Origin of the sequence: Actinomyces stomatis (assembly GCF_031292835.1) — a bacterium.
Lineage (GTDB): Bacteria > Actinomycetota > Actinomycetes > Actinomycetales > Actinomycetaceae > Actinomyces > Actinomyces stomatis.
The window spans coordinates 1-23,078 of the sequence record NZ_JASPEP010000021.1 but is presented as its reverse complement, the minus strand read 5'-3'; the positions used below and the strand labels follow the sequence as shown (position 1 = coordinate 23,078).

Below are 23,078 nucleotides of genomic sequence, written 5' to 3'. Positions count from 1 at the left end.
CCGATTCACGGCTCGAGCGGGGCGTCGACGGGGCCGGCTCGGGCCCGGGCGGTGGCCTGGCGGGGCAGGCCGAGGATCGTCGTCGGGACGACGACGCTGACGGTGACGTCCTCGCCGGCCACGGAGCAGGCACTCACCGAGGCGCCGTTGGCGTCCGCGACGCGCTGCGCCATGACACAGGGGTCACCGGGGGCGATGACCGAGGACAGGACCGTGGCACCGGAGATGGCCGCGAGGTCGGCGGCGGCCCGGGCCCGACCGGTGGCGCTCTGGGCCTGGATGAGACCCGCAATGCCGACCGCCGTCGTCAGCAGCACCGCGATGACACCCAGGGCGTAAACCGTCCCCGAACCGCGCTCGTCCCTTCGTGGGCGGTTCATGGGCCGCTCGGTTCGGTGTAGGCGCAGGCGCGAGCGCGCGCCGTCAGGCCCAGCCCGCCCAGGGGTCCGGGAACGGGTCGGGCGGCGGTGACGCAGGTGAGCTCGCCCTGCTCGACACCGAGGCTCACCCCACCGGCCACGCGCTGGGCGGCACCGATGTAGTCGTCCTGGCCGATAGCGGCCTGGCGGGCCGCCGTGCGGGCGGCGTCGGCCACCCGCAGCTGGGTGACGCCGGCGCTGACCGCCGCCAGAACCATCAGCAGCACGAGGACGACGGCGGGCAGCGACAGCGCCGTCTCGGCCGTCACCATCCCCTGCTCTCCTCGTCCAGAGCACCCGTCCTGGTCGTTGACCCCGTGGCCTCGGTGAGGTCGACGACCAGGTGAGGGATGCGATTGCGCGCGGCCGGAAGGCCGGCGGGAAGCGGGACCCGGGCGGCGACGTCGGCCACCGCCGGGCGCCCGGGCCACTCGGGGGCGAGCGCGCCCACGTGCTGCGATGACGCCGCACATCACACCGAGAGCGCCGACTCGATGATGGACTGCAACGCCCCGCTCAGGCTGCCCGAGCGCATGAGCGCCAACAGCAGGCCGGCGAAGGCCGCGGCCGCCAAGGTCCCGATGGCGTACTCGGCGGTGGCCATGCCCTCCTCCCGGGACGTCAGGCGCCGCATGACGTCCGGCAGCGTTGACGCATCACCCGGACGGGCCAGCATCACACTGGTGCGCAGAGCGCGCAGGGCGGTCCTGGTGGGTCTCCTCATGGTGGTTCTCCTCTGATAGGTGGGGACCAGCGCGCCGCTGCTCCCCAGCGGGCGCCGTGCCCGCACCACCAGCATCGGGCTGCCCCGAGCTCCCGCGCTCAAGGGCTTCTCAGCCCTGTGGAGACCACCTGCAGTCCCGGCTCTGTGGACCCGGGGACCGCCAGCGCCTTCGCCGATCCGCCTGACCGCACGGATGACCCCCACGCAGGCCCCGACGGAGCAATGGTCGGATGGCGCGGGGAGGACACCGAAGGGGAGGTACAGACCGCCACGGTCACTCCCGGCCGGGGACATTCTGCGCGGCCGGGTGCGTCCCACTCCGGGCGGGGGCATTCGACGCCGTCGGGGACAGGATTCCTGTCCCCGTACGCGCACGATGTCCCCGGCCGGAAGAGAGTGTCCCCGAAGGCAGACTCCCGCACCTGTTCACGCGGATTGTCCCCAGCGCCGAGGGGAGGTGACACTGTCGGTCGCGCAGAAGGCCCCACCAGGACACAGCCGAACGGGGTCCACAGTGCGGGGGTCGGGCGCAGGGGAGCTCAGACCGCGCTCGACCGCATTGAGAGCCTCAGCCCTCGATGAGCTCGCGGATCTCGGCGGCGGTGAGGGCCGCCGGACTGAGTCCACCCGCGCCCGTAGCCCCGGCCGTCCCTCCAGCACCTTCGCCGCCGGTCTCGGCCTCGCCGGTCCCCTCAACGACCCGGGCGAAGAGCTCGGCCTTCTTCTCCTTGAGGGCCATGACCTTCTCCTCGATGGTGTCGGCCGAGACGAGCCGGTAGACCATGACCGGCTTGTCCTGGCCGATCCGGTGGGCGCGGTCGACGGCCTGCGCCTCGGCCTGCGGGTTCCACCACGGGTCCAGCAGGAAGACGTAGTCGGCCTCGGTGAGCGTGAGCCCGAAGCCGCCGGCCTTGAGGGAGATGAGGAAGACGTCGGCCTGGCCGGCCCGGAAGGCGTCGATGACCTTCTGTCGGTCGGGGGTGGAGCCGTCCATGTAGGCGGTTCGCACACCGGTGGCCTCCAGGTGCTCGCGCACGCCGGAGAGGTAGCGCGTGAACTGGGAGAAGACGAGGGCGCGGTGCCCCTCGGAGAGGATCGGCCCCAGGTGCTCGACCAGCACCTCGACCTTGGCCGACGGGCTCGGCCGTCGGCCCGGCCCCCTGTGGCCCGTCGCGGAGGCGGTGACGGCCTTGCCCTTCGCTCCCCTCGCGCCGCGGGCCGACCTCCTACCGGAGGCGCCCTTCCCGCCGGCCGTGTTCTCTCCGCTCTCGCGACTCTCGCCGCCCATGTCCGCTGAACCCTCAGTCCCGGGAGTCTCAACGTCCCCGGGCTCGGTTACGTCCCCGCCGTCGACGAGTGCCGGGTCGAGCGCCATCTGCCGCAGGGTGGTGAGCGCCTTGAGCGCGATGAAGCGCGACTGCGCCGTGTCCTCCTCCAGCAGCCCGAGGATCCTCTGCCGCTCGCGGGCCAGGCGCTGATCGTAGGCCTTGCGGTGCTTGGCGCCCAGCTCGACGGCCAGGACCTGCTCGGTCTTGGCGGGCAGGTCCGCGGCCACCTGCTCCTTGGTTCGCCGCAGCAGGAAGGGCCGCATCCTGCGCCGCAGCCGCCCCAGCGCCTCGGTGTCCCCGCGGTCGATCGGCTTGCGGTAGACCTGCCCGAAGCGTTCGGGATCGGGCAGCAGCCCCGGCGCCGCGATGCTCATGAGCGCCCACAGGTCCATGAGCGAGTTCTCCAGCGGCGTGCCCGTGATCGCGATGGTCGACGGCGACCGCAGCCGCCGCACGGCCTTGTAAGTGGCCGAGGTGTGGTTCTTGACGAACTGGGCCTCGTCGCACACCACCCAGGCCCAGTCCTGGGCCGTGAACTCCTCCTCACACAGTCGCACGATCGTGTAGGAGGTGACGACGATGTCGCAGCCCTCCGCGATCCGCGTCAGGGTCTCCTCGCGCTTGGCGGCCGTCCGCCTCACGGCCCGCACCCGCAGCCCCGGGCAGAAGCGCTCGGCCTGCTCCACCCAGGAGCCGACAACGGAGGTCGGCGCGATGACGAGCACCGGCCCGGCCCCCTCCGGCTCACCGGGGTCGCCGGAGCTGGTCGGCTCGTCGGCCGGGCCCTGCCCCTGGGCCTCCTCGCGCTCCTCGATGAGGCGCTGGACGGCGGCGAGCACCTGGACGGTCTTGCCCAGTCCCATGTCGTCGGCCAGGACCCCGCCGAGGCCCGCCTGGCGCAGGAAGTCCAGCCAGCGGTAGCCCTCGAGCTGGTAGGGGCGCAGCGTCGCCCGCATCCCCCGGGGCACGGAAAACCCGCCGGTTCCCTCGCCGGTGCCGCCCGCGTCGCCGCCCCCGGCGGACCGCCCATCGGCGTGCTCGGCGGTGGCCTCGGCGGCGCGCGCCCGCTCCAGCAGCCGCCCGACCCGCTCCTTCCAGCGGGCCGTGGCCCGCTCGATGACGCCGAGTGACTCCAGGACCTCGTAGTAGCCGGCGTGCAGGGCACTGACCCGCAGCTCGCCCTGCGCCTGCGGGTCGGCCAGCTCGCGCCCCTCCTCCATGAGGCGGGCCAGGGCCTCGATCTCCGGTCGGTCAATGCTCACCCACGTGCCCGACTCCAGGAGCACCTCGGGCTCCCCGGTGGCCACAGCCGCCATGAGCAGCGCCAGAGGGATCTCCTCCTGGCCCACGTGGACGCGCACGGACAGGGAGAACCAGTCGGGGCGGTCCTCGTCATCGCTGACGCTGGTGGTGATGACGGGGGCGGCGTCGGCCTCGCGGTAGTCGGGGACGTCGTCGTCGACCTCGACGTCGAAGGCCTCCAGCTCGCGCAGGGCCGGCAGCGTCTCGGTCATGAAGCGAGCCGTGTCCATGCCTCGCAGGTCCAGGGGCTGCCAGAGGGCCGGGTGCCGGCCGGCCAGGGGCAGCAGGCGGTTGAGGACCTCTCGGGCCAGGCGGATCTCCCCCTCGATGTCCCGGCCGGCGGTCTCGCCCTCGATGCGGCCCTCGGCCGCCGAGGAGAGGTCGGGGAGGCCGTGACTGTGCCGGGCTTCGCCGTTCTCGCTGATGTAGCGGATGGACCACTCGGTGGTCAGGTGGTGCTCATCGGCGTCGACGTGGACCGCGAGCGCGGCGCGCAGCGTCGTGGGCCGGGGCAGGCGGATGGAGGCGTCGGCGGACAGGACCGGCAGCGCCCGGGTGAGGGCCTCGAGGTGCTCGGTCTCGAAGCGCTCGACGTCCCCGGCCGGGATGGTGATGGCCTCGCCGTCTCCCAGCAGCACCCGGGAGAGGGCCTCGCTGGGGCGCGGTTCGAGAGGCATGAGGAGCAGCTCGCGTCCGGGCATCCACGTGTAGAAGCCGTGGACGGGGTCGCCGATGGGCATGAGGGAGAAGTTGAGGCTCAGTCCGGGGACCTGGAGGCGCCGCAGCTCCTCGACGTCGTCGATCTCCACGGCGGGGGTGATGACGACGTCTCCTCCCTCCTCCCGGGTGAGGTGGATGCCGCCGCGCAGCCCTTCGGCGAGGTGGACGGGCATGCCGTGGTGCTGGGCGGTGGTGAGGGTCAGGCCGGCCGCCACCCCTCGGCGCAGCACGTCCCAGACGCGGGCGGGCGCGGTCGTCAGGGAGAGGCGGTCGTCGGCGTAGTAGAAGCCGTGGCCGCCGGCTATTCCGGCCAGCTCGCGCAGGACGCCCATGACGTCGGGGTCGACGTCATCGTCAAGGCCACCGGTGGCGATCTGGCTCCAGGAGGCCCCCTGCCGGTTCCAGCCGCGCTTGCCCTCGATGAGCGGGAGCATGGACAGGCCGGCGGGGGTGCCCCACATGTTGCCGGGGTCATCGATGATCTCCAGGGCCATCCGACGGCGCGGGGCGTGCTCCACCCGCAGCAGGTCGGCCAGTCGGCTCTCCCAGGGGGCGACCCGGCCGGAGGAGGGGGCGGCGTCGGGCTCCTCCTGCGCCAGGGTGCGCGCGGTGATGAGCAGGGCGGCCACGTGCTTGCAGTTGCTGCCCACCGGGCACGAGCAGGTGCCGGCCCATGCCTCCGGGGCGCTCCGGGCGCTCTGCTTGCGGAAGACCATGGTCTGGTAGGTCCGCGTGCCCGAGCCCTTGGACTGGGCACTGATGATGTCCCCGTTCCCGGCGACGCCGATGCCCCGCACCCGGCCCTTGCGCGCGTAGTCCAGCCCGCGCTGAAAGGCCTGGTGGCCGACCCGGCTGATGATCTGGTCATCGGTGAGCTCCACCGGCCAGTCGTCATGCCGAATCGCGCGAGCCATGCCCCCAGGTTAAACGCGGGGTGCGACACGTTCGGGTGTCATCTGGGCGCCGATCGAACGCCCAGCGCGAACGGCCCGGTCTCGCACCCGGTCAGGCGGGAACGGGGCGAGGGGCCGGCCGCATCCCGGTCGGGTGGGTGAATGCCTCCCCCTTGAGGAGGAGCCGGGTCGGGCCCGGATCTCGCACCCCAGAGGGATCACATTCTGATGACGGCACGTTGTACTGGAGTCATGAATGCGATGCTGACCTGTGAAGAACTGTTCCTCCTGTTGACCAAGGACTCCGGGAAGCCGGAGAGCCGCATGACGTACCCGGTCTACGGGCTCACCGGTGCACTGCTCACCGACCTGCTGCTGGCCGGCCGTATCAGCCTGACCGAGGAGCGCAACCCCCGCATCTACATCGTCAGCTCCGAGCCGACCGGGCACCCCGTGCTGGATCGGGCTCTGGAGCTCCTGCCCGCCAAGGACGGCAAGCGATTCTCCTCCCTGGTGGCCTGGGGCAAGCTCAACCCCACCCGTCACATCGCCGAGTCCTTGGCGGCGGCCGGGGTGGTGCGTATCCACACCGGCGGGCTGTTCGGTTCGCTGAACCCCAGTTACCCGACGCTCGACCCCGTCCCCGAGCGGCAGCTGCGCGCGCGCATCGACGGCGCCCTGCGCGGGGTGCAGCCACCGACCGGCGCCGACGTCGCCCTGCTGTCGATCCTGCAGGCGCTCGGTGTCGCACCGACCGTCCTGCCGCAGCAGGAGACCGGACTCAGCCGCGGCGAGCTCAAGCGTCGGATCAAGGAGATCGTGGGGGAGAATCCCGTGGGTCGTGCGGTGCAGCGGGCCGTGGAGGCCGTGACGATGGCCATCGTGGCGGCCGCGAGCGCCGGGGCGCTGGCCTCATCCAGCTGATCGGGGAGCCGACTCAACGGACACCGCCGGGGACATTCTGCGCGGCCAGGTGCGTGTCCTTCCGGGCGGGGACCATCGACGCCGTCGGGGACCGGAATCCTGTCCCCGAACGCGCGAGACGTCCCCGGCTGGAGTGGAGCGTCCCCGGCCGCGCGACATGTCCCCGTCGGCGAGTACCGTCATTCATCTCCGAGCGCACGCAGCAGCAGATCCTGATCGACGTCGGACAACGGCTCGGCCCCGTCACCGCCGGCAGCAAAGGCGACCCCGGCCAGGACCGCGCCCAGGACCAGTCGGGCTCCGGCGTGAGGTTCCACATCGGGGGCACCCTCTCCGCGCGCCCGAGCCCGGTCCCGAATCTGCTCCAGATGAGAGCGAGTGGCGGCGAGGAGCTGACCGAGAAACAGCTCCCTGAGCTCCTGGTCCTGAGGCAGCTCGCCCAGAAGCGACAGCACCGCCTGACCGGTGGCCCCTGATAGTAACCGGTTCTTGTGGGCGATGAAGGCCTGCAGGTCTCCTCGCAACGAACCGGTGTCGAAGGTCTCGGCCGAGGAAGCGCCGGACTCCAGGGCCTCATCGGTCACGCCGGTCTCGATCATGCGTCTGGTCGCGGCCAGGACGAGTTCGCGCTTGGTGGGCCACCGGCGGTAGAGGGTCGCGGTGGAGACGCCCGCGCGCCGAGCCACCGCTGCCGTCGTCAGCGCTGCGTAACCACTCTCGGCCAGGAGGTCACGTACGGCCAGCATGATCGCCGGCCCCAGAGCGGCGTCAACCGGCCGCCCCGGGGCGCGCTTGCTCCTCGGTGCTTGTGAGCCCACTGCGTTCATGGGGAGATCGTACCGACCAATAATGAAACTGATTGACTTCGTTTCCCAGGGGTGTCAGGATGCGGCCATGCAACCATCGGCAGCACACTCCAGTGACAACACTGACAGCACTGACAACTTCGACTCCACCATCGATCTGAGCGGCATCCCGGTAGACACCAGCAGCCCCGTCATGGTCACCGGCGCCACCGGCTACCTGGGCAGCTGGGTCACCAAGGGCCTGCTCGACGCCGGCCTCACCGTCCATGCCGCCGTACGCGACCCTCAGAACATGAGCAAGGTGGCCCACCTGAACCGCATCGCCGAGCAGGTGCCGGGTACTCTGCGCCTCTTCGCCGGCGACCTGCTCCAGCCCGGCTCCTACGACGAGGCGATGGAGGGCTGCGCGGTCGTCATCCACACCGCCTCACCGTTCATTCGCGCAGTCGACGATCCCCAACGAGACCTTGTCGCACCTGCACTGCAAGGAACCCGCAATGTTCTGGCCGGTGTCGGGCGCACACCATCAGTCACGCGAGTGGTCCTCACCAGCTCGATCGCCGCCATGTACGGCGACGCCACCGATATCCAGGGCTACCCGGGGCGAATCCTGACCGATACCTGCTGGAACACCACCTCCTCCCTGTCCCACGAGCCCTACCCCTACTCCAAGACCCTTGCGGAGAAGGAGGCGTGGCGACTGGCCGCAGAGCAGGATCGGTGGAGGCTGGTGACCATCAACCCGTCCATGATCCTCGGCCCCTCACTGAGCAGCGCCCCCACCAGCGAGAGCTTCTCCACGATCAGGATGATGATCGACGGTACTGCCCGCCTGGGAGCGCCGCGCGTGGGAATCAGCGTCGTCGATGTCCGCGACGTGGCCCAGGCGCATATCGCCGCCGCCTTCCTGCCTGAGGCCCACGGCCGCTACATCGCATCCGCGGAGGACACCGACATCTTCGCTCTCACAAGCACTTTGATTCCACGCTTCGGCAGGTCGCTCCCGTTGCCGCGGCGCGCCCTGCCCCGGCCCGTCGTCGTGGCCATGGCACCCCGGCTCGGTCAGACTCGAACCTATATCCGGCGCAACGTGGGCTACGCGGTCCGCTCCGACGCCTCCCGAAGCCGCCTCGAACTGAGCACCCGATACCGACCGGCCCAGACATCCATGGAGGAGATGGTCGAGCAGATGCTCGCCCAGCAGGGATAATCACCCGCTCGCTCTCCCCCTCCGCCGGAGGGGGACATTCTGCGCGGCCGGGGACACAACTCACCCGGCGGGGACCTTCGACGCCTCCGGGGACAGAATTCCTGTCCCCGGAGGCGCAACACGTCCCCCACTGGAGTGGAACGTCCCCGGCCGCGCGACATGTCCCCGTCGGCGAGAAGGGCGTCACTCGCCCCGGGGCCGACGACGCCGGGCCGCGCGGGAGGTGCCGCCGTGTCTGCGCAGGTGGTGCCAGCGCTCGCGCCACTGGGCGTGATCCTGCTCGATCTCGGCCAGGCGAGCGGCCAGGCGGTGCGACTCCTCCAGCGACAGCCCTCGGGCGTGCATCCCCAGCTCGGCCAGCCGCGCAATCGCCGGCGTCGCCTGCTCGCGCAGGTCGGGCAGGCCCACCAGGTCGGGCTGCGTCGGCCGTCTCACCCCTCCGGCCGGAGTGCGCTCCCCCACCGGCAGTCTGATACCGCTGGGCGGCGACGCCGGTCGGCGCGGCTCCGAGACCTGCTCACCGACCGGGACCGTCGCCTCCTCGGGGGTGCGCCCGTCGGGAGCTGCCGGCCCCTGGACCACGCGCATCACCTCGTTGGCCGGCACGTGGTCGCTGCGGTGGCCCAGCACCAGCCCGGCGGCCGGCAGGACCAGCACCGACAGCACCCCGGCCAGCACGAGGGTGGAGGCGAAGGAGGTCGACATGGCCTCGGCACTGACCGCCACCTGGGTGACGGCCACGATGATGGGCAGGGCCGTCGTCGAGTAGACGGCGATCTGGAGGCTCTGGCGCATCGAGTAGGCGCGTGAGCCGTCCCTGCGTCGCTCCGCCCGGGAGGCCAGCCACACCGGCACACCCCGCACGAGCACCAGCAGCACGAAGAAGGCCAGCAGGTTGACCAGGTCCCCGCCGTCGAGTCCGGCCTCGATACCCATGCCGGAGGTGACGAAGAAGATCGGGACGAAGAACCCGTAGGCCAGGCCGTCGAGCTTCTCCTCGAACTCGGCGTCACCCTCGGGCAGGGCGTGGCGCAGGACGAAGCCGGCGGCGAAGGCCCCCAGGATGACGTCGAGGTTGAAGATGGCGGCGATCGCGCACAGCCCCACCAGGAGCAGCACGGTAGCGCGGATGGTGGTCTGCGCCGTCGTCGAGGCCCCCAGGTGGATGGCCTCGACCAGACGGCGCCCCACGCGCTTGACGCGGCTGGTGAAGCGGACGATGAGCAGGGTGATGATGAGGAAGACCGCCAGGATCACCATGCTCGCCCAGGTGGAGCGCGAGCCCAGCAGCAGCGCCATGACGAGGATCGGCCCAACCTCGCCGACGGCGCCGTGGTTGAGGATCGAGGCGCCCACCGCCGTGGGCAGCAGACCGCGGTCGCGCAGGATCGGCAGGATCGTGCCGATCGCCGTGGAGGTCATGGCAGTGGCGATGGCGATGCCGTTGGCCGACGCCGCGCCTCCGGTCACCCCGATGACGCTGACCGCACCGAAGGCCAGCCCCAGCGAGAGCAGCCAGGCGACGGCGGCGTGGCGTCCGCCCGCCCCGCGCAGCTCGTTGATGTCGATCTCGTAGCCGGCCATGAGGAAGAGGAAGGCGACGCCGAGCTCGCGCAGCAGCTCGATCGAGGAGTCCTCGATGGCCAGCCCCAGGCCGTGGGGGCCGATGAGCATTCCGCCCAGGATGAGGAGGACGACCTCGGGCACGAGCCGCTTGGGAATGGTCCAGGAGATCAGCGGCGCCACGAAGGCCACCGCGACGATGAGCAGCAGGGAGGTGAAAACCTGGGCCATATCGTCTCCTTGTCTCCAGTCGGGTGCGGGCAGTGCGGGCGCAGGGCCGGGCCCGGCGCCCAGGTCCGTACGAGCCAGTGAGACTACCCCGACCTTGGCCGGCCGAGCCCGCCATCAGAATCCACAACAGTTCATCGGCTCATTGATGCCGTGATGCGCTGGTGCGATCATGATCGTATGAGGACGACACTTGAGATCGACGACCGGGTCCTGTCACTGGCTCGTGAGCGCGCTCATCGCGACGGCGTGTCACTCGGGCGCGCCGTCTCCGATCTCGCGCTCCGGGGAATCTCCCACGGGGGCCGCACCAGTAGGCACGGGATCCCCTTGTTCTTCCCGCCCGCAGGCCAGCAGGCTCATGTGGTGACGCCAGAGCTCATCGAGCAGTACCGAGATGACGACCACTGATCGCCTGCGACTGCTTGACGTCAATGTCCTCGTGGCATTGTCGCTGCCCAACCATGCGCACCACGAGGTGGTCAGCGCCTGGTTCGACGGAGTGGATCAGTGGGCGACCTGTTCCATCACCCAAGCCGCATACCTGCGTCTCCTCATGAATCCTCGAGTCACCGGATTCGAGATCGCGGCCGCTGATGTGCTCTCCGGACTCGGTGAGCTGACATCGCTTGACGATCACGTGTTCCTTGTCGACGACGCCCCTCCTGCTAAGCCGTCCATCAGCTTCTCGAGACTGAAGGGCCCGAAACAAGTCACCGACCTGCACCTGGTGGACCTCGCAGCACGTCACAACGCTGTTCTCGCCACCATGGACGGACGCATGGTGCAGGCGCTCACGTCACAGGATCGACGACACATCGAGATCATTCCCCTGTAGGCAGGACTCGCCCCGTCCACAGAGGCCGGCCGGGCCCGCCATCAGGGCCGCCGGGCGCGCGGGAGGGTCACAACACGTCACAATGGGGGCATGCTCATGCCGTACTCTCCCTCCGCCGAACCACTCACGCGCCTGGCCGATGGGACGGTCAAGCAGATCAGCCCCTTCACCGGCACCGAGGTGTGGACCGTGCCGGGCCGCGCCAACCGGCCCATCTCGCACCCGGTGGCGGAGGTCCGCCCGCTGGAGGAGGCCGACCGCACCCACAGCTGCGCCTTCTGCTCGGCGCGCTACCTGGAGACGCCCCCGGAGAAGGCGCGCGTCGTGCGCGGGACCGACGGCGGCTTTGAGCGCCTCGACGCCGTCGCCGCCTCCGCCCTGTTCGACACGGTGGCCGAGTTCCGGCGGGTGCCCAACCTCTTCGAGATCCTCTCCTTCGACTACTGGCACATCAACCACGGCTACGAGATCCCCGACGCCGCCCGCGAGCGCATGGAGGCATACCTGGCCGAGCCGGCCGGCGTCGAGCACGTGGAGCGGGTGGCGCGCACCAAGCTGGCGGCCGCGGGCGCGGACCCGGGCTCCTGGGACACCATGAATGAGCGGGCCCGCCGTACCTTCCTGGCGGCCTTCTTCGCCGGGGGCCACGACGTCATCGTCGGCCGGCGCCACTTCACCGACGACGCCGTCGACACCACGGGCCTGGCCGGCTCGGGGACGCTGAGCGTGGCCGAGCACCGCGCCTACACGCGCCTGGCGATCCACGCGATGCAGAGCCTGTACGAGGCCAACCGCTGGGTGCGCTACGTGGCCGTGTTCCAGAACTGGCTGCGGCCGGCCGGGGCGAGCTTCGACCACCTGCACAAGCAGCTGGTCGGCATCGACGAGCGCGGCGTGACCAGTCAGCTGGAGCTGCAGAAGGTGCGGGCCAACCCCAACCTGTACAACGAGATGGCGGTGGACTACGCCGCCTACCAGGGCCTGCTGGTGGCGAGCAACGAGCACGCGGTGGCCTTCGCCGGGTTCGGGCACCGGTACCCGACGCTGGAGGTGTACTCGACGTCGGCCGTCCCCGAGCCGTGGCTCATGAGCCGCGAGGAGATCGACGCCGTCGCCGACCTGGTGCACGCCCTGCACGCGGCCACGGGCACGGACGTGCCCAGCAACGAGGAGTGGCACCACAAGCCGCTCGACGTGGACCAGCCCATGCCCTGGCACATCACGCTCAAGTGGCGGGTGTCGACCCTGGCGGGCTTTGAGGGAGGCACGAAGATCTACCTCAACACCATCGACCCGTGGACGCTGCGCGATCGCGTGGTGGCGCGCCTGGAGGACCTGCGGGCCGACCGGCTCATCGCGCCGATGGCCGTGGGCGAGGAGTGCCCGATGACACCCAACCGGCTCCTGTACAACCCGGTCCTCACCGCCCGGCCGTAACCGGGAGGCGACGTCGGACCGCAGCGGCCTCAGCAGCCCAGGGCGCTGCGCTCCTCCGGCCCCACCCAGCCCGAGCGGCCCTCCAGGGCGCGGAACCAGCGGGCCAGCGCCGGCCAGAAGGAGATCGACGGCGCCTCCCCGCCGGGGTAGTGCTGACGCCCGCCGTACTCGTAGGACTGGACGGTGGTGAACAGGCGGATGTCGCTGCCGGTGGGCTTGTCGCCGCACAGGTACTGGCCGATCGCGACGACGGCGGACAGGGCCGGCCCGTCGAGCATCGTCAGGCCGTCCTCGCGAGAGGCCTCCATCCGCGTGGCCCGGGCCAGGAGGGTGTCGATGACGTCGAAGCCCACGAGGACGCCGTTGGCCGCCGCCGCGGCCTTCTCCGGGTCCTGCGAGTGGGTGGCCACCGCGTGGCCGATGTTGATCTGCGAGCCGATCCACGCGTCCCAGGCGTCGGTGGAGTTGCGGCGGTTGAGCGGGTAGAGGTCCGGGGCGCCCTCTCGGTGGAGGTCCCACCAGGCGGTGGACAGGTCGAAGAGCATGTCGCCGGAGTCGTCGCTGACGACCTGACCGGTGGTGGTGTCCACGAGGGCCGGAACGGTGGGGGCGGGCTCGTAGCCGGGGGTCTTCTCGTAGACCTCGGCCAGGGAGCGGGCGCCGAGCGCCGGGTCGACGCCGGGCTCGCCGTCGGGGCCGGTCAGCTCCCAGTACCCGTCCGCGCCCTTGCCGTAGGTCCAGGACACGGGGATCGCCTCGGTCAGGCCGAGCAGGCGCCGGGCGATGAGGACGCGGCGGCACCACGGGCACGCCCCCGACGCCACGAGTCGGTAGCGCCCCGCCTCCACGGGCAGGTCGCCGCTGGGTACGAATCGGTGTGAGACTGCGATGGCCAAGGGGTGCCTCCCGGAAGGGTCGTCGAGGGGTCGTGATGCCCAAGGCTTATCATTCCTCGCGCGCCGGCCACCGTCACCCGATTCACACGGGGCGGAATCTCGCACTCCGCGCCCGCCGACGGGGACATTCCCCACTCAACGGGGACATCCTGCGCGTGGGGGTGCACTTTCTCTCGGCCGGGGACATCCTGCGCGTAGGGCGACAGGATTCCTGTCCCCGACGGCGTCGAATGCCCCCGCCCGGAACAACACGCCCCCGGCCGCGTCGAATGTCCCCGGTCACGGGGCAGGGGCAACATCACGGGTCAGGGAGGGACTGCATCACAGGCAGGCGGAACCCGCACCACGGGTCAGCGCAGCGTCTCCTCCACGGAGGCCACGAACTCCAGGGCGTCATGCCCGTCCCAGTGCGGCTCACCCAGCAGGTCGCGCACGCGGGCGCAGGCGGCCAGGGCCTGGTCGCGCTCACCGCGCTCGGCGTGCAGGCGGGCCAGCATGCACAGGGCGCGCGAGGCCGAGTCGCGGTCCTCGGTGTCCATGTAGCCGTCGTAGGCGGACTCGCAGTGCTGGACGGCCTGCCAGTTCTGGCCGGTGCGCCACAGGATCCAGGCCATGTCGTCGTGCCAGTCGCCGATCTCCCAGGCCGAGGAGTAACCCTCAGTGTCGGCCACGCCGGCGAAGGCCTGGCGGGCCTCCTCCATGATCTGGCGGGCCTCGTCGAGCCGAGCCCGGGCCATGGGCAGGGTGAGGTCGTCCACCAGTGCCCTGGCCGAGCGGCGCAGCGCCCGCCCCCGGTCCAGGCGGCCCTGGTCGGTGCGGGTGTCCTCCAGGTCGGCGGCCTGGCGGAACAGCGCGGCGGCGCGCACATTGTCCTTGAGGTTGGAGGCGGCCATCGCCGCGTGCGAGAGGTACTCCCCCGCCAGCGCCCGGCGTCCCTGGTCCTGCAGGATCCGGGCGGCGTTCAGCGAGTGCTCGGCGACGCTCTCCTCCTCACCCATGGCCATACCGGTCTGAGCCAGGAGCCGGTGCAGGTACAGGGCGATACTCTCGGCCCCGCTGCGCTGGGCCAGGGACAGCGCGGACTCCAGGACCTCGGCGCTCTCCAGGTAGCGCTCGGAGGCCTCCAGCGCCGACCCCAGGGACAGCAGGGAGGCCACGGCGTACAGGGTGATGCCGGCGGCAAGCATGATGTTGGCCTGCTCACGGAACTGGGCGATGGCCTCGTCGAACTGGCCCACCTCCATGGAGGAGATGCCCAGCAGGCGCCGGCCGCGGGCGGCCAGGACCGGGGAGACCTTCTCATGGCGGCGCATGACCTCCTCAGCCAGGAGGCAGCCGTTGTAGACGTCACCGCACTCGGCCAGGACCTCGGCCCGCGCCATGTCGAGAATGTCGTCCATCCGCTCGGCGTGGCGGTCCTCGGGGACGGCGTCGGCGGCGCGGGCGACGACCTGGATCGCCCCGAGCGCCTCGTCCTTGGCGTGCAGGTCGGTGAGGACCGAGGCCCCCACGAGCAGGGCGTCAGCGGCCAGGACGAGGGTGTCGGTGCCCCCGGGGTCGAGCAGCTCGGTGGACACCAGATCCTCGACCTGGGCCTCGATCTGCCCGATGAGGGAGGTGGCCCGCTGCAGGCGCTGGTCGCGCACGGCGTCCTGGGAGCGCTCGGCGATGGAGTCGGCGGTGATCTCGTTGTCGAGGTTGAGCAGGTCCACGTAGTAGGCGCCCAGCGGCCCGAAGGCCAGCTCGATGAGAGGGCGGATCCGCAGGCGCTCGGCGATGGCCTCGTCCATCTCGGTGCGGCAGGTCATAGCGGCGGCGCGCAGCAGTCCCGTGTGGTACTCCAGGCCCGGGATCTCCTCACCGATCGGGGGCAGCAGGTCGCGCGTGGCCACCTGGTCGACGACGTACCAGTAGTCCATCGTCGAGGAGCCGATGGTGCGACGGTGGTCGACGTAGCGGCGCACCGCCTCCTCACCATTGCGCACCGGCCGGGGACGCACGAGGTCCACCAGGGGGAAGGGCTCGTCGCCGCCCTGGTGGCTGGTGGCGGTGCGTCCGGCGCGGGCGCGACGGCCGGCCCCCTCCTGGCTCGACGACGTCGTGCGGGGCGCGTGCTCCTGGACCAGGCCGTTGTCGTCGGCCACGAGGCCCAGGAGGGAGGCGACGTCGGGCTCGGCACCGTCCCCGTTCACGGTCAGGCTCGTCTGGGCCGGCTCGGGCAGCTCCTCGGAGGGCTCCAGGAGGTCGACCTCCACACCCAGCCCGTGGACCGCGCCGGGGGCGGCGTCGAAGGCGGCCCGGGCCAGGGAGCGCTCCAGGTGGTCGGAGATGGTGGAGTTGCCGTTGCGCGTATCGAACTGCTGGGCCAGGCGCCGGGCCCAGCCGGTCATCTCGGCGTAGACGCGCGAGATGGTGGTGGAGGCCTCCAGCCCCGGCAGCGGGTACCACAGGTCGGCGGCCGGGACCTCGACGCCGAGCGCCTCCTCGCCGCGGCCGGCCCGCTCGGCCTCGCGCAGCACCAGGCTCATGCCGCGCAGGGCCGACAGCAGCACGTAGGCGGACTCGGCCTGAGCCAGCCAGGGCAGGTGACGGCGCAGGATCTCCAGGCCCCGGTCCACCCGCCCCACGAGGGCCAGGTACTCCAGGTGGTAGGACAGGGAGATGAGGGCCTTAGGACTGCGGCGGATCTCCCGGTAGGAGCGCAGGTGCGCCTCCCAGGCCGCCCGGGGCCGACCGGAGGCCAGCAGGGGCAGCAGCGCGAGGGACTGCGTGGTCTGGGGCTGCACGTTGCAGCCGACGGCGCCGGTCAGCACGGGCACGGCCGTGGCCACGGCCAGCTCCCAGGCCTCGGTGCGGTAGGCGAAGGCGACCTGACGCATGGGGTCGCAGCCCTCGCAATCGGCGTTCTCGTCGCGGTGGGTGGCCCGCCAGGCGGCCAGCTCCTCGGCGGCCTCCTCCTCGAGCCCCAGCAGGCCGGCGACCGAGGCGCGCTCACCGTGGACGACGTGCATGGAGGCGCCCTCGGCGCGGTAGAACTCCTCGAGACTGGCCTCGAGCTGACGCACCTTGTCCTTGGAGACCCTGGGGTTGGCACCCGCCACGGCCACGGCCCACTTGAAGTGCCAGTGCAGGGTGCGCACCTGAGCGTCCTCGAAGGCCTCGGGGTGGCGCTGGTAGCGGCCGAGGTTCCACACGAAGGGGGCCAGCGCCTTCCATGCCTCGTTGCCCTGCTGGTAGGCCTCAGTCAGAGCCAGCCGGGCGGCGATCCGCAGGTCCTCATCACCCAGTGCGTCCGCCCAGCTGACGGCCTCCGCGATGAGGGCCGAGGTCTGGGGGCCGTGACCGAGGGCATCGGCGTAGGCCAGACGCTCGAGGATGTCTTCGCGTGTGGTCATGGAGTCTGTCCTTCCGGGCGGAGCCTGACGTTGCACCGTCATGAGGCGAAGGCTCCCACCGTGTGCTGCAAGAACGCACGGAATGCGGTCCGCGCACCCCAGGGACGCCGTGGGAGGAGCGTCATCCCGCACCGCTCACCGGTGAACGGTGGCATGGGCATATCGGGCTCCTTTCGTCCAGAGGGCGGTCGTCCGACGTCCAGTGTTACCGAACAGTTATAGAATCCGCTACCGCTGCGGCGAGCGGCAACTCGGTCGCGGGGCATGTCGGAGCCGGGCACCACGCCCGGGCCGGCCGGCTCCAGGGCCGGCCGGCCTGATGGCGACTCCCATCGCACCAGTGTTCCCAACGGATGTCGCGGCGCCGGGTCCGCGAGACCCGCGTGCGCTAGGACACGAGCAGAGGCTTGGAGGTGTTGGTTGTCTCAACCCCGGTTCCGCCCTCAGCATCACCCGGGGCACCGGGGCCCGGCCCGTCGACGACGGCCGCCATCTCCACCGTCGCATCCGCCATGTCGGCGGGCACGCCCTCCGTCATCGCCCCCGCTGGAGTCTGCGCGCTCATGCGTGCGGGCCCTCCCGCCACCGCTGCGGCAGTGCCGGCAGTCCCGGCGGACCGGACGGGCTGGGGTGCCTCGGGCAGGGCGATCACGGTCGCCCCGTCGCCTTCACCGTCAACTTCCATCCCGGCCGTGATCCCCAGCTCGACGACGGGCCGCCTGTCGGCATCGGCCTCCTCGGCCACAAGAAGGCTGAGGACCTCGCGCAGGGCCTCCTCGACGCCGTCGATGATGAAGTCCAGGGTGCCGGCCAGCTGGGCGTCGTCGAGCCCGGCACCGATGTTGGTGAGGACCTCGGCACACAGGCCCAGGCCGGCGTCGTCGACCTCGGTGTAGAGGGCAGGGATGAGCCGGCCGCTGGAGACCTCCTGGGCCACGGTTCGCACCCGCGAGAGCTCCGCGGTTCCCGGGAGGGCGGCGGCGAGCTGGTGGTGGGCGCGCACGGCGAGGATCCGGCGGTCGACCACCATGAGCGCGTAGTCGAATCCGGCCACCGAGAAGCGCACCACCCCCTCGGACAGGTCGATGTCGTAGCGGTGACCGCGTGCGGCCAGCCAGGCGGCGAGCCGCCTGAGGGTCACGGTCGGGGTCACCGACCCCTCCGGCTGATTCCACCAGGCCATCAGTCCTCCTCCCAGGTGACGAGCTCGGGGAAGCGCTCCTCCACGGTGGAGAAGAAGGCGCGGGTCATGCCCAGGCCCATGTCCATGAAGGCGTCGAGCTGGACCTCGCTCATGCCTGCGCCGATGTAGGCCACCATCTGGGTGCTCAGCAGGAGCCGACTGGGGTCCTGGGCGGGGGTGACGGCCAGATCCGGGCCGTAGGTGGAGCGGTGCTGGGCATCGATGAAGGTGCGCATCTCATCGAGACGCTCGGCCGCCGGGCGCCCGCGCCACATGCCGGCCACGACGAGGGCGGCCTCCTCGTCGTGGAGGTAGACGCCGATGTCGCAGCCCGGGAATCCCATGAAGACGGCGCCGTCCTCCTCGGGGCCGGCGGCGATGCCGTGCCGGGACAGCCAGTTCTCAACCCTCTCCAGGGTCAGAGCCGGTTGCGCGCTCATGGGATCTCTCGCCTCCTTCCCGATGCGGGGCGTGATGCGGGTGCGGTGCGGATGGCGCCACCGGGGTGCGCGGCGCGGCTGGTTGTCCGGCTCGGGGCCGGTGGTGGCGCAGGACGGGCCTTCAGAACTCGATGTCGGAGGCGATGTCCGCGACCGTGTCGACCTGGCCGGCGCCGACCTGTGCACTGCGCACGCTACCCGCAGAAGCCCCCCGCCCCCTAGTCGAGTCCGGGGCGCCGACGGCGTTGGGCCGGTTCCCCGCGGTCGCGCCCGTCGGTCCGGCAGGGCCTCTGGAGGAGGCGGGGGCGCCGGGGCCGTCCGGGAGTCGCCCCAGCGCCTGGTCCAGGGAGCGGCCCAGGACCCCGGAGGCCGATTCGGCCAGGGTCAGGCACCGTGAGTCCATCTCATCGGAGGTCTTGTAGCCGCGGCGGCCGGCGGCCAGGCCTCGTCGCCCTTTGCCGGCGCGTGCAGCAGGGTCGTTGCGCCCCGCACGGGCGCGCTGGGCAGCGCCCGAGGAGGCGGCCCCTGCTCGCCCCTCCGCCCTGGCGTCGGATGACCGGGAGGAGGAGCTGTCTTGGGACTTCTTGCGGAAGCCGACCATGGTGGTCCTTTCGGGAATGGTGTCGAACGGCGTCGGGCCGAACGGGGAACGAAGAACTGACACATCGACGGGACGGCGAAGGAGTCGCGCGGTGCGCCGTCGGACTCGAGCCGTCTGCGCGCCGCCTGAGAGCCAGGCCGGACGGACGGCGGGTAGGAACGCTAGCGGGGCACCTCGCAGGAGAGCTGGTCGGCGGCGTGGGCCTGCTGGCTCCACAGCTCCTCGGTGAAGGTGTTGTCCAGGATGGCGCGGGCCAGGGGCTCGTCGGGACGCATGATGTCGCGCACCGTCTGGAGGATGAGCTGACGGCGGTCGTCGAGGCCCTCCTGGCCCAGGATCTGGGCCGAGCGGCCCAGACCGCCCATGAAGTTGACGTACTCCATGGCGTGGTACTGGGGGGAGACCTCGTCGGGGCGCAGCTGGTGGGTGCGGGTCTCCAGCGCGTTGCGCACATCGCGGCGCAGAGCCTCCTGGCCGCCCTCGGAGCGCACGTAGAAGGGCAGCAGACGGTTCATCATGAGGTGGTGGGCAATGGCGTAGTCGACGTAGTAGAAGAAGGCCAGGCCCACCCCCTCCTCGGCGGACTGCTCCGACTCGGACTTCTGCCACTCGGCGTAGCAGGTGGTCTTGGCGACCTCCTTGGCCCAGGTGGGTGCGGCCGCCATGGCCTCGGTGGGCTGGAAGGCCACGCGCGACTTGCAGCGCGGGCAGGTGATGAACACCGGCATGTGGTAGAGCTCGGGAAGCGGCACCGGGTCGCCGCACTTGTCGCAGGTGAAGGAGAACTGGGCCTGACGCCAGTCGGTCATCGCCCGGTTCCACTCCTCGCGGGCCTGCTCGGCGCGGCCGGGGGCGAAGACCTCCTCGATGATGTTGCGCAGGCGCACCTCGAAGCCGGCCACGAGGTTGGCCGCGTCCTGGAGGCGGGCGGAGAGCTGGCGGTCCTCCTCGATGGACAGGTCGGCGTCGATGTCCAGGAAAGGGGCGAAGTGCTTGGCAAAGACCCGCTGGGCCTTGGTGTGCAGGAACATGATCTGGGCCTCGACCTCCGAACGGAAGGCGGAGACGGAGGCCGGGTCGGTGATCTGCATCTCCATCGCGGTGCGGGCCGAGCTGACGCCGAACTCCCGGGCGCGAGCCTCCAACCGGTCCAGGTAGGTGCTCAGGCGCTGAGTGAGTGCCTGAAGCCGCCGGTAGTAGCGGACGTAGGCGGACATGTCAGGCTCCTTGCGGTGGAGGATCGGGATTATCACTGAGGAAGGCGCCGATTGCCGAGGGTGTGGACACGCGACCCGAGGCCGGCGACGACGCCGACGCACAGGCCCAGCGCAGAGGCGCCGACGGCTGCCAGCACTGTGGATGCTACTCAACTGGAGACTTCAACTGCGACCTGTTCGTGATCTTTGGGCCTCGCAAGGCTCAGCATCCGGGCAGGACTCCCCCTTGCCATTCCTCCGACGACGCGGCTTCTCGTCCACCCACAACGGCGACGCCATGCAGGAGAAAAGTCCCGGTGGGACCCGCGCCGGAGCGGGCCGAGACATGTCGGTGAGTGATAAGGATCATAGTGTTGGTGCTGGCGCGAAAGCGCTGGTCATGACGCCGCCCGCAACCTCTCCGTTATCTAAAAGATCGGGTGGACGGTCGGCGGCAGAGAGTGCTTGAGCCTCCCCACCCAGGCCGATAGGTTGAGGCTGCCCGTCCACGGGTGTCAGTAGACCTTCAGACACCCGGCCTTCTACCGGCCTCCTATGACACTGTCGTCAGCCCCTCAGGGCACGGTTGCCAGGCCCCACGTCAAGACGGCGCTGATCATCTGGTCAGTCCTGGCCATCGGCCTCGTCATCTACTACGTCTGCCTGCGCCAGCACGTGCTTCGCATCCGGGACCCACGGGGCGAGGTCTACGGGGCGGTCGCGCTCACAGCGGTGACGCTCGGAGGCCTCCTCGCAGCCCTGGTCATCCGCGTCATGACAGCGTTTCTGCACCGTCCAGCCGGGGGCGGAAGTCCTCCAGCGCGAGCACCCGGAGCACTACCGGGCTTTCGTCGAGTCGACCTGAGGCAGCCCCGCGCGTTCGTAGGGTGGGTCGCGCGTTCGTACCCTTTACCCCTCGAACGGGGCACTTAAGGTACGACCTCGACGATGGGGCCGACGACGGGGCCCGCTTTACAGGCGGGCGGCGCGGGCAGGGTCGAGGTTCAGGGCGACGTGTGCACCAGGAGCATGGGGGCACTGAGTCAGGGCGGTGGCGCGGGCAGGCTCGCGCCCATCGGGGGCATCAGCCCCGACGCCGTCCGGGCCGGCCAACCCCACCAGCCCCGCCAGCTCGGCGAGCCGCTCGGGGTCGAGCTCGACCTCGGCCTCCCACTGGCCGCGGCGCAGTCGCGAGGCCAGTACGGTGGCCGGCAGCATCTCCGCGGGCTCCCCCTCCGCGGCCTCAGCCACGCGCAGCGCACCGGGCGCGAGGGCGAGGTCGCCGACGACGTCGAATCCCAGGAACCGCGCCACCTTGCTGCTGCCGGGGTCGGCCCACAGGCGCTGGGGGGTGTCCAGGCGCAGGAGCCGGCCGGCCTCCATGACGCCGACCCGGTCGGCCACAGTCATGGCCTCGTCCTGGTCGTGGGTGACGTAGAGCGCCGTGGTGCCGCCCTCACGCAGGATGGCGCGCACGTCGGTGGCCAGCTGCTCGCGCAGGGCCCGGTCCAGGGCGGACAGGGGCTCGTCGAGCAGCAGCAGCCTCGGCGCCGGCGCCAGCGCCCGGGCCAGGGCCACCCGCTGGGCCTGCCCGCCGGACAGGGTGGTCACGCGTCGCCGCTCGAAGCCGGGCAGGCCGACGAGGTCGAGCATCTCGCGCACCCGCTCGCCCCGCTGGGCGCGCGGCAGGTCGGTGAGCCCGTAGGCGATGTTGCTGCCGACGTCGCGGTGCTCGAAGAGCTGGCCGTCCTGGAACATGAGGCCGAAGCCGCGCTTGTGGACGGGCACACGCACCATGCTCCGTCCGTCCCAGGCGACCTCGCCGCCGGCCACGTCCTCCAGGCCGGCCACCGCCCGCAGCAGGGAGGACTTGCCGGAGCCCGAGGCCCCCAGGAGGGCGACGACCTCACCGGCGGCCACCTCCAGGTCGACGCCGTCGACGGCGCGCAGGTCCCCGTAGGTCACGGCGAGCCCGCGCACCGACAGGCCCGCAGAAGCACTGGTGTCACTGGTGTTCGGACTCATGGCCGCTCACCTCCGTCCGTCCTGGGCCCGCGTGACCGGGCCGTCTCGTTGTTCTCGTTCGCCGTGCGCCGGCCGGCGTCCGCGGAGGTTCCGCGCTCCGGGATCGGCTGATGCGCCAACGCCCTGCCCGGCCTCGACGTCGCACCCACGAGTCCGCCCCGCCCGGGACCGAGCCGGGTCTGGAGCCACTCGCAGCCGAGCATGACGGCGGCGCTGCCCACCGCCAGGACCACGCCCCCGGCCAGCGCCATTCCCTGGTTCTGGGATCCGGGGCTGCCGATGAGCCGGTAGACGACCACCGGCAGGGTCGGCTCCTGGGGGCGGGCCAGGAACGACGTCGCCCCGAACTCCCCCAGCGACGTCGCCAGGGCGAAGCCGGCCGCCAGCCCACCGGCGCGCAGCAGCTGGGGTCCGTCCACGCTCAGCAGCACTCGGCCGGGCCCTGCCCCCAGGGCGGCCGCCGCCTCGCGCTGACGCGGGTCGATCGCGCGCAGCGCCGGCAGCAGGGTGCGCACCACGAGCGGCACGGCCACGACGGCCTGCGCCAGCGGCAGGATCCACCAGGAGCGGGTCAGGGCCAGCGGCGGGCGCGCCAGGGTGATGAGGAAACCGAAGCCGACCGTCACGGCGGAGACGCCCAGCGGCAGCATGAAGGCGGCGTCGAGCCCGGTGATGATCCGGGCGAGCGCCCGACTGCGGGGGCGGCGCGAGACGACCAGGCACACGGCCACCCCCAGGGTCAGGGCGATGGCCGCGGCCGCCACGGCCACGCTCACCGAGTTCGCGGCCGCCTCCCACACGGTCACGAGCAGAGCGCTGCGCCCGCCGGTCGAGCCCAGGTCGGTGTAGTTGTCCAGCGTCCAGGCGCCGTCGCGCTGCAGGGAGCGCACCACCAGCACCGCCATCGGCGCCACCAGCAGACCCACGACCGTGGCGGCGGTGACCGCGAG

Annotated in this window: 19 protein-coding genes; 5 read left to right on the top strand and 14 right to left on the bottom strand. The window is 71.4% G+C overall.

Features of this window, described 5'->3' with window-relative positions; genetic code table 11:
- Positions 1-5: 5 nt before the first annotated feature.
- The 4 genes from RIV12_RS10360 to RIV12_RS10345 form a co-directional block, all read right to left on the bottom strand.
- Positions 6-380, bottom strand: coding sequence for an Rv3654c family TadE-like protein (locus tag RIV12_RS10360; RefSeq protein WP_309323641.1), 375 nt, complete (start codon positions 378-380; stop codon positions 6-8).
- Positions 377-691 carry a TadE family type IV pilus minor pilin gene (locus tag RIV12_RS10355; RefSeq protein ID WP_309323639.1) on the bottom strand — a complete coding sequence of 105 codons (315 nt, stop codon included), beginning with the start codon at positions 689-691 and terminating at the stop codon, positions 377-379. Before RIV12_RS10355 ends, RIV12_RS10360 begins: the two co-directional genes overlap by 4 nt.
- Positions 692-891: 200 nt before the next feature.
- The gene (locus tag RIV12_RS10350; protein WP_081380044.1) at positions 892-1,143 is read right to left on the bottom strand and encodes a DUF4244 domain-containing protein; all 252 of its coding nucleotides are present in this window, start codon (positions 1,141-1,143) and stop codon (positions 892-894) included.
- Between the two features lie 568 nt (positions 1,144-1,711).
- The gene (locus RIV12_RS10345) at positions 1,712-5,407 is read right to left on the bottom strand and encodes a DEAD/DEAH box helicase (RefSeq protein ID WP_309323636.1); all 3,696 of its coding nucleotides are present in this window, start codon (positions 5,405-5,407) and stop codon (positions 1,712-1,714) included.
- Positions 5,408-5,647: 240 nt separating this feature from the next.
- Between RIV12_RS10345 and RIV12_RS10340 the strand changes: the two genes are divergently transcribed.
- Positions 5,648-6,310: a GOLPH3/VPS74 family protein gene (locus RIV12_RS10340; protein WP_309323663.1), complete on the top strand. Its 663-nt coding sequence runs from the start codon at positions 5,648-5,650 to the stop codon at positions 6,308-6,310.
- A gap of 179 nt (positions 6,311-6,489) precedes the next feature.
- Here the strand turns inward: RIV12_RS10340 and RIV12_RS10335 are convergent, their stop codons facing one another.
- Positions 6,490-7,137 (bottom strand): TetR/AcrR family transcriptional regulator, encoded by a 648-nt coding sequence (locus tag RIV12_RS10335; protein ID WP_309323634.1) that lies wholly within the window; start codon positions 7,135-7,137, stop codon positions 6,490-6,492.
- A gap of 67 nt (positions 7,138-7,204) precedes the next feature.
- On the opposite strand from RIV12_RS10335, the gene RIV12_RS10330 reads away from it, so the two are divergent.
- On the top strand, positions 7,205-8,326 hold the full coding sequence (locus RIV12_RS10330; protein WP_309323632.1) for an NAD-dependent epimerase/dehydratase family protein: 1,122 nt from the start codon (positions 7,205-7,207) through the stop codon (positions 8,324-8,326).
- A 183-nt stretch (positions 8,327-8,509) separates the two neighbouring features.
- On the opposite strand, the gene RIV12_RS10325 is transcribed toward RIV12_RS10330, so the two are convergent.
- The gene (locus RIV12_RS10325) at positions 8,510-10,120 is read right to left on the bottom strand and encodes a cation:proton antiporter (RefSeq protein WP_309323630.1); all 1,611 of its coding nucleotides are present in this window, start codon (positions 10,118-10,120) and stop codon (positions 8,510-8,512) included.
- 177 nt (positions 10,121-10,297) lie between these two features.
- Between RIV12_RS10325 and RIV12_RS10320 the strand changes: the two genes are divergently transcribed.
- The 3 genes from RIV12_RS10320 to RIV12_RS10310 all read left to right on the top strand — a co-directional run bounded on the left by RIV12_RS10320 (position 10,298) and on the right by RIV12_RS10310 (position 12,392).
- On the top strand, positions 10,298-10,528 hold the full coding sequence (locus RIV12_RS10320) for a DUF2191 domain-containing protein (RefSeq protein WP_010615473.1): 231 nt from the start codon (positions 10,298-10,300) through the stop codon (positions 10,526-10,528).
- Positions 10,515-10,955 (top strand): TA system VapC family ribonuclease toxin, encoded by a 441-nt coding sequence (locus RIV12_RS10315; RefSeq protein ID WP_309323628.1) that lies wholly within the window; start codon positions 10,515-10,517, stop codon positions 10,953-10,955. Before RIV12_RS10320 ends, RIV12_RS10315 begins: the two co-directional genes overlap by 14 nt.
- Before the next feature lie 90 nt (positions 10,956-11,045).
- A complete protein-coding gene (locus RIV12_RS10310) occupies positions 11,046-12,392 on the top strand; it encodes a DUF4921 family protein (protein WP_309323626.1) in 1,347 nt (448 codons plus the stop codon).
- Between the two features lie 29 nt (positions 12,393-12,421).
- Here the strand turns inward: RIV12_RS10310 and RIV12_RS10305 are convergent, their stop codons facing one another.
- The 8 genes from RIV12_RS10305 to RIV12_RS10270 all read right to left on the bottom strand — a co-directional run.
- Positions 12,422-13,288, bottom strand: a complete 867-nt coding sequence (locus RIV12_RS10305; RefSeq protein ID WP_309323624.1) for a glutathione S-transferase C-terminal domain-containing protein — start codon at positions 13,286-13,288, stop codon at positions 12,422-12,424.
- Positions 13,289-13,638: 350 nt separating this feature from the next.
- Complete coding sequence (locus RIV12_RS10300) at positions 13,639-16,683, bottom strand: tetratricopeptide repeat protein (protein WP_309323622.1); 3,045 nt, start codon at positions 16,681-16,683, stop codon at positions 13,639-13,641.
- A 388-nt stretch (positions 16,684-17,071) separates the two neighbouring features.
- Positions 17,072-17,866: a hypothetical protein gene (locus RIV12_RS10295; protein WP_309323620.1), complete on the bottom strand. Its 795-nt coding sequence runs from the start codon at positions 17,864-17,866 to the stop codon at positions 17,072-17,074.
- Positions 17,866-18,306 (bottom strand): YbjN domain-containing protein, encoded by a 441-nt coding sequence (locus RIV12_RS10290; RefSeq protein WP_309323618.1) that lies wholly within the window; start codon positions 18,304-18,306, stop codon positions 17,866-17,868. Before RIV12_RS10290 ends, RIV12_RS10295 begins: the two co-directional genes overlap by 1 nt.
- Before the next feature lie 121 nt (positions 18,307-18,427).
- On the bottom strand, positions 18,428-18,907 hold the full coding sequence (locus RIV12_RS10285; protein WP_075417754.1) for a hypothetical protein: 480 nt from the start codon (positions 18,905-18,907) through the stop codon (positions 18,428-18,430).
- 161 nt (positions 18,908-19,068) lie between these two features.
- Positions 19,069-20,124: a hypothetical protein gene (locus RIV12_RS10280; RefSeq protein WP_075417753.1), complete on the bottom strand. Its 1,056-nt coding sequence runs from the start codon at positions 20,122-20,124 to the stop codon at positions 19,069-19,071.
- A gap of 951 nt (positions 20,125-21,075) precedes the next feature.
- Positions 21,076-22,128, bottom strand: a complete 1,053-nt coding sequence (locus RIV12_RS10275; RefSeq protein WP_309323616.1) for an ABC transporter ATP-binding protein — start codon at positions 22,126-22,128, stop codon at positions 21,076-21,078.
- A partial coding sequence (locus RIV12_RS10270; protein ID WP_428978930.1) for an ABC transporter permease occupies positions 22,125-23,078 on the bottom strand: 954 nt, incomplete at its 5' end. The genes RIV12_RS10270 and RIV12_RS10275, both read right to left, overlap by 4 nt.

Excerpts from the sequence above, each read along its gene's own strand:
- RIV12_RS10360 (WP_309323641.1), bottom strand. The coding sequence starts at position 380 with ATGAACCGCCCACGAAGGGACGAGCGCGGTTCGGGGACGGTTTACGCC.
- RIV12_RS10355 (WP_309323639.1), bottom strand. The coding sequence starts at position 691 with ATGGTGACGGCCGAGACGGCGCTGTCGCTGCCCGCCGTCGTCCTCGTG.
- RIV12_RS10350 (WP_081380044.1), bottom strand. The coding sequence starts at position 1,143 with ATGAGGAGACCCACCAGGACCGCCCTGCGCGCTCTGCGCACCAGTGTG.
- RIV12_RS10345 (WP_309323636.1), bottom strand. The coding sequence starts at position 5,407 with ATGGCTCGCGCGATTCGGCATGACGACTGGCCGGTGGAGCTCACCGAT.
- RIV12_RS10340 (WP_309323663.1), top strand. The coding sequence starts at position 5,648 with ATGCTGACCTGTGAAGAACTGTTCCTCCTGTTGACCAAGGACTCCGGG.
- RIV12_RS10335 (WP_309323634.1), bottom strand. The coding sequence starts at position 7,137 with ATGAACGCAGTGGGCTCACAAGCACCGAGGAGCAAGCGCGCCCCGGGG.
- RIV12_RS10330 (WP_309323632.1), top strand. The coding sequence starts at position 7,205 with ATGCAACCATCGGCAGCACACTCCAGTGACAACACTGACAGCACTGAC.
- RIV12_RS10325 (WP_309323630.1), bottom strand. The coding sequence starts at position 10,120 with ATGGCCCAGGTTTTCACCTCCCTGCTGCTCATCGTCGCGGTGGCCTTC.
- RIV12_RS10320 (WP_010615473.1), top strand. The coding sequence starts at position 10,298 with ATGAGGACGACACTTGAGATCGACGACCGGGTCCTGTCACTGGCTCGT.
- RIV12_RS10315 (WP_309323628.1), top strand. The coding sequence starts at position 10,515 with ATGACGACCACTGATCGCCTGCGACTGCTTGACGTCAATGTCCTCGTG.
- RIV12_RS10310 (WP_309323626.1), top strand. The coding sequence starts at position 11,046 with ATGCTCATGCCGTACTCTCCCTCCGCCGAACCACTCACGCGCCTGGCC.
- RIV12_RS10300 (WP_309323622.1), bottom strand. The coding sequence starts at position 16,683 with ATGACCACACGCGAAGACATCCTCGAGCGTCTGGCCTACGCCGATGCC.
- RIV12_RS10295 (WP_309323620.1), bottom strand. The coding sequence starts at position 17,866 with ATGGCCTGGTGGAATCAGCCGGAGGGGTCGGTGACCCCGACCGTGACC.
- RIV12_RS10290 (WP_309323618.1), bottom strand. The coding sequence starts at position 18,306 with ATGAGCGCGCAACCGGCTCTGACCCTGGAGAGGGTTGAGAACTGGCTG.
- RIV12_RS10285 (WP_075417754.1), bottom strand. The coding sequence starts at position 18,907 with ATGGTCGGCTTCCGCAAGAAGTCCCAAGACAGCTCCTCCTCCCGGTCA.
- RIV12_RS10280 (WP_075417753.1), bottom strand. The coding sequence starts at position 20,124 with ATGTCCGCCTACGTCCGCTACTACCGGCGGCTTCAGGCACTCACTCAG.
- RIV12_RS10275 (WP_309323616.1), bottom strand. The coding sequence starts at position 22,128 with ATGAGTCCGAACACCAGTGACACCAGTGCTTCTGCGGGCCTGTCGGTG.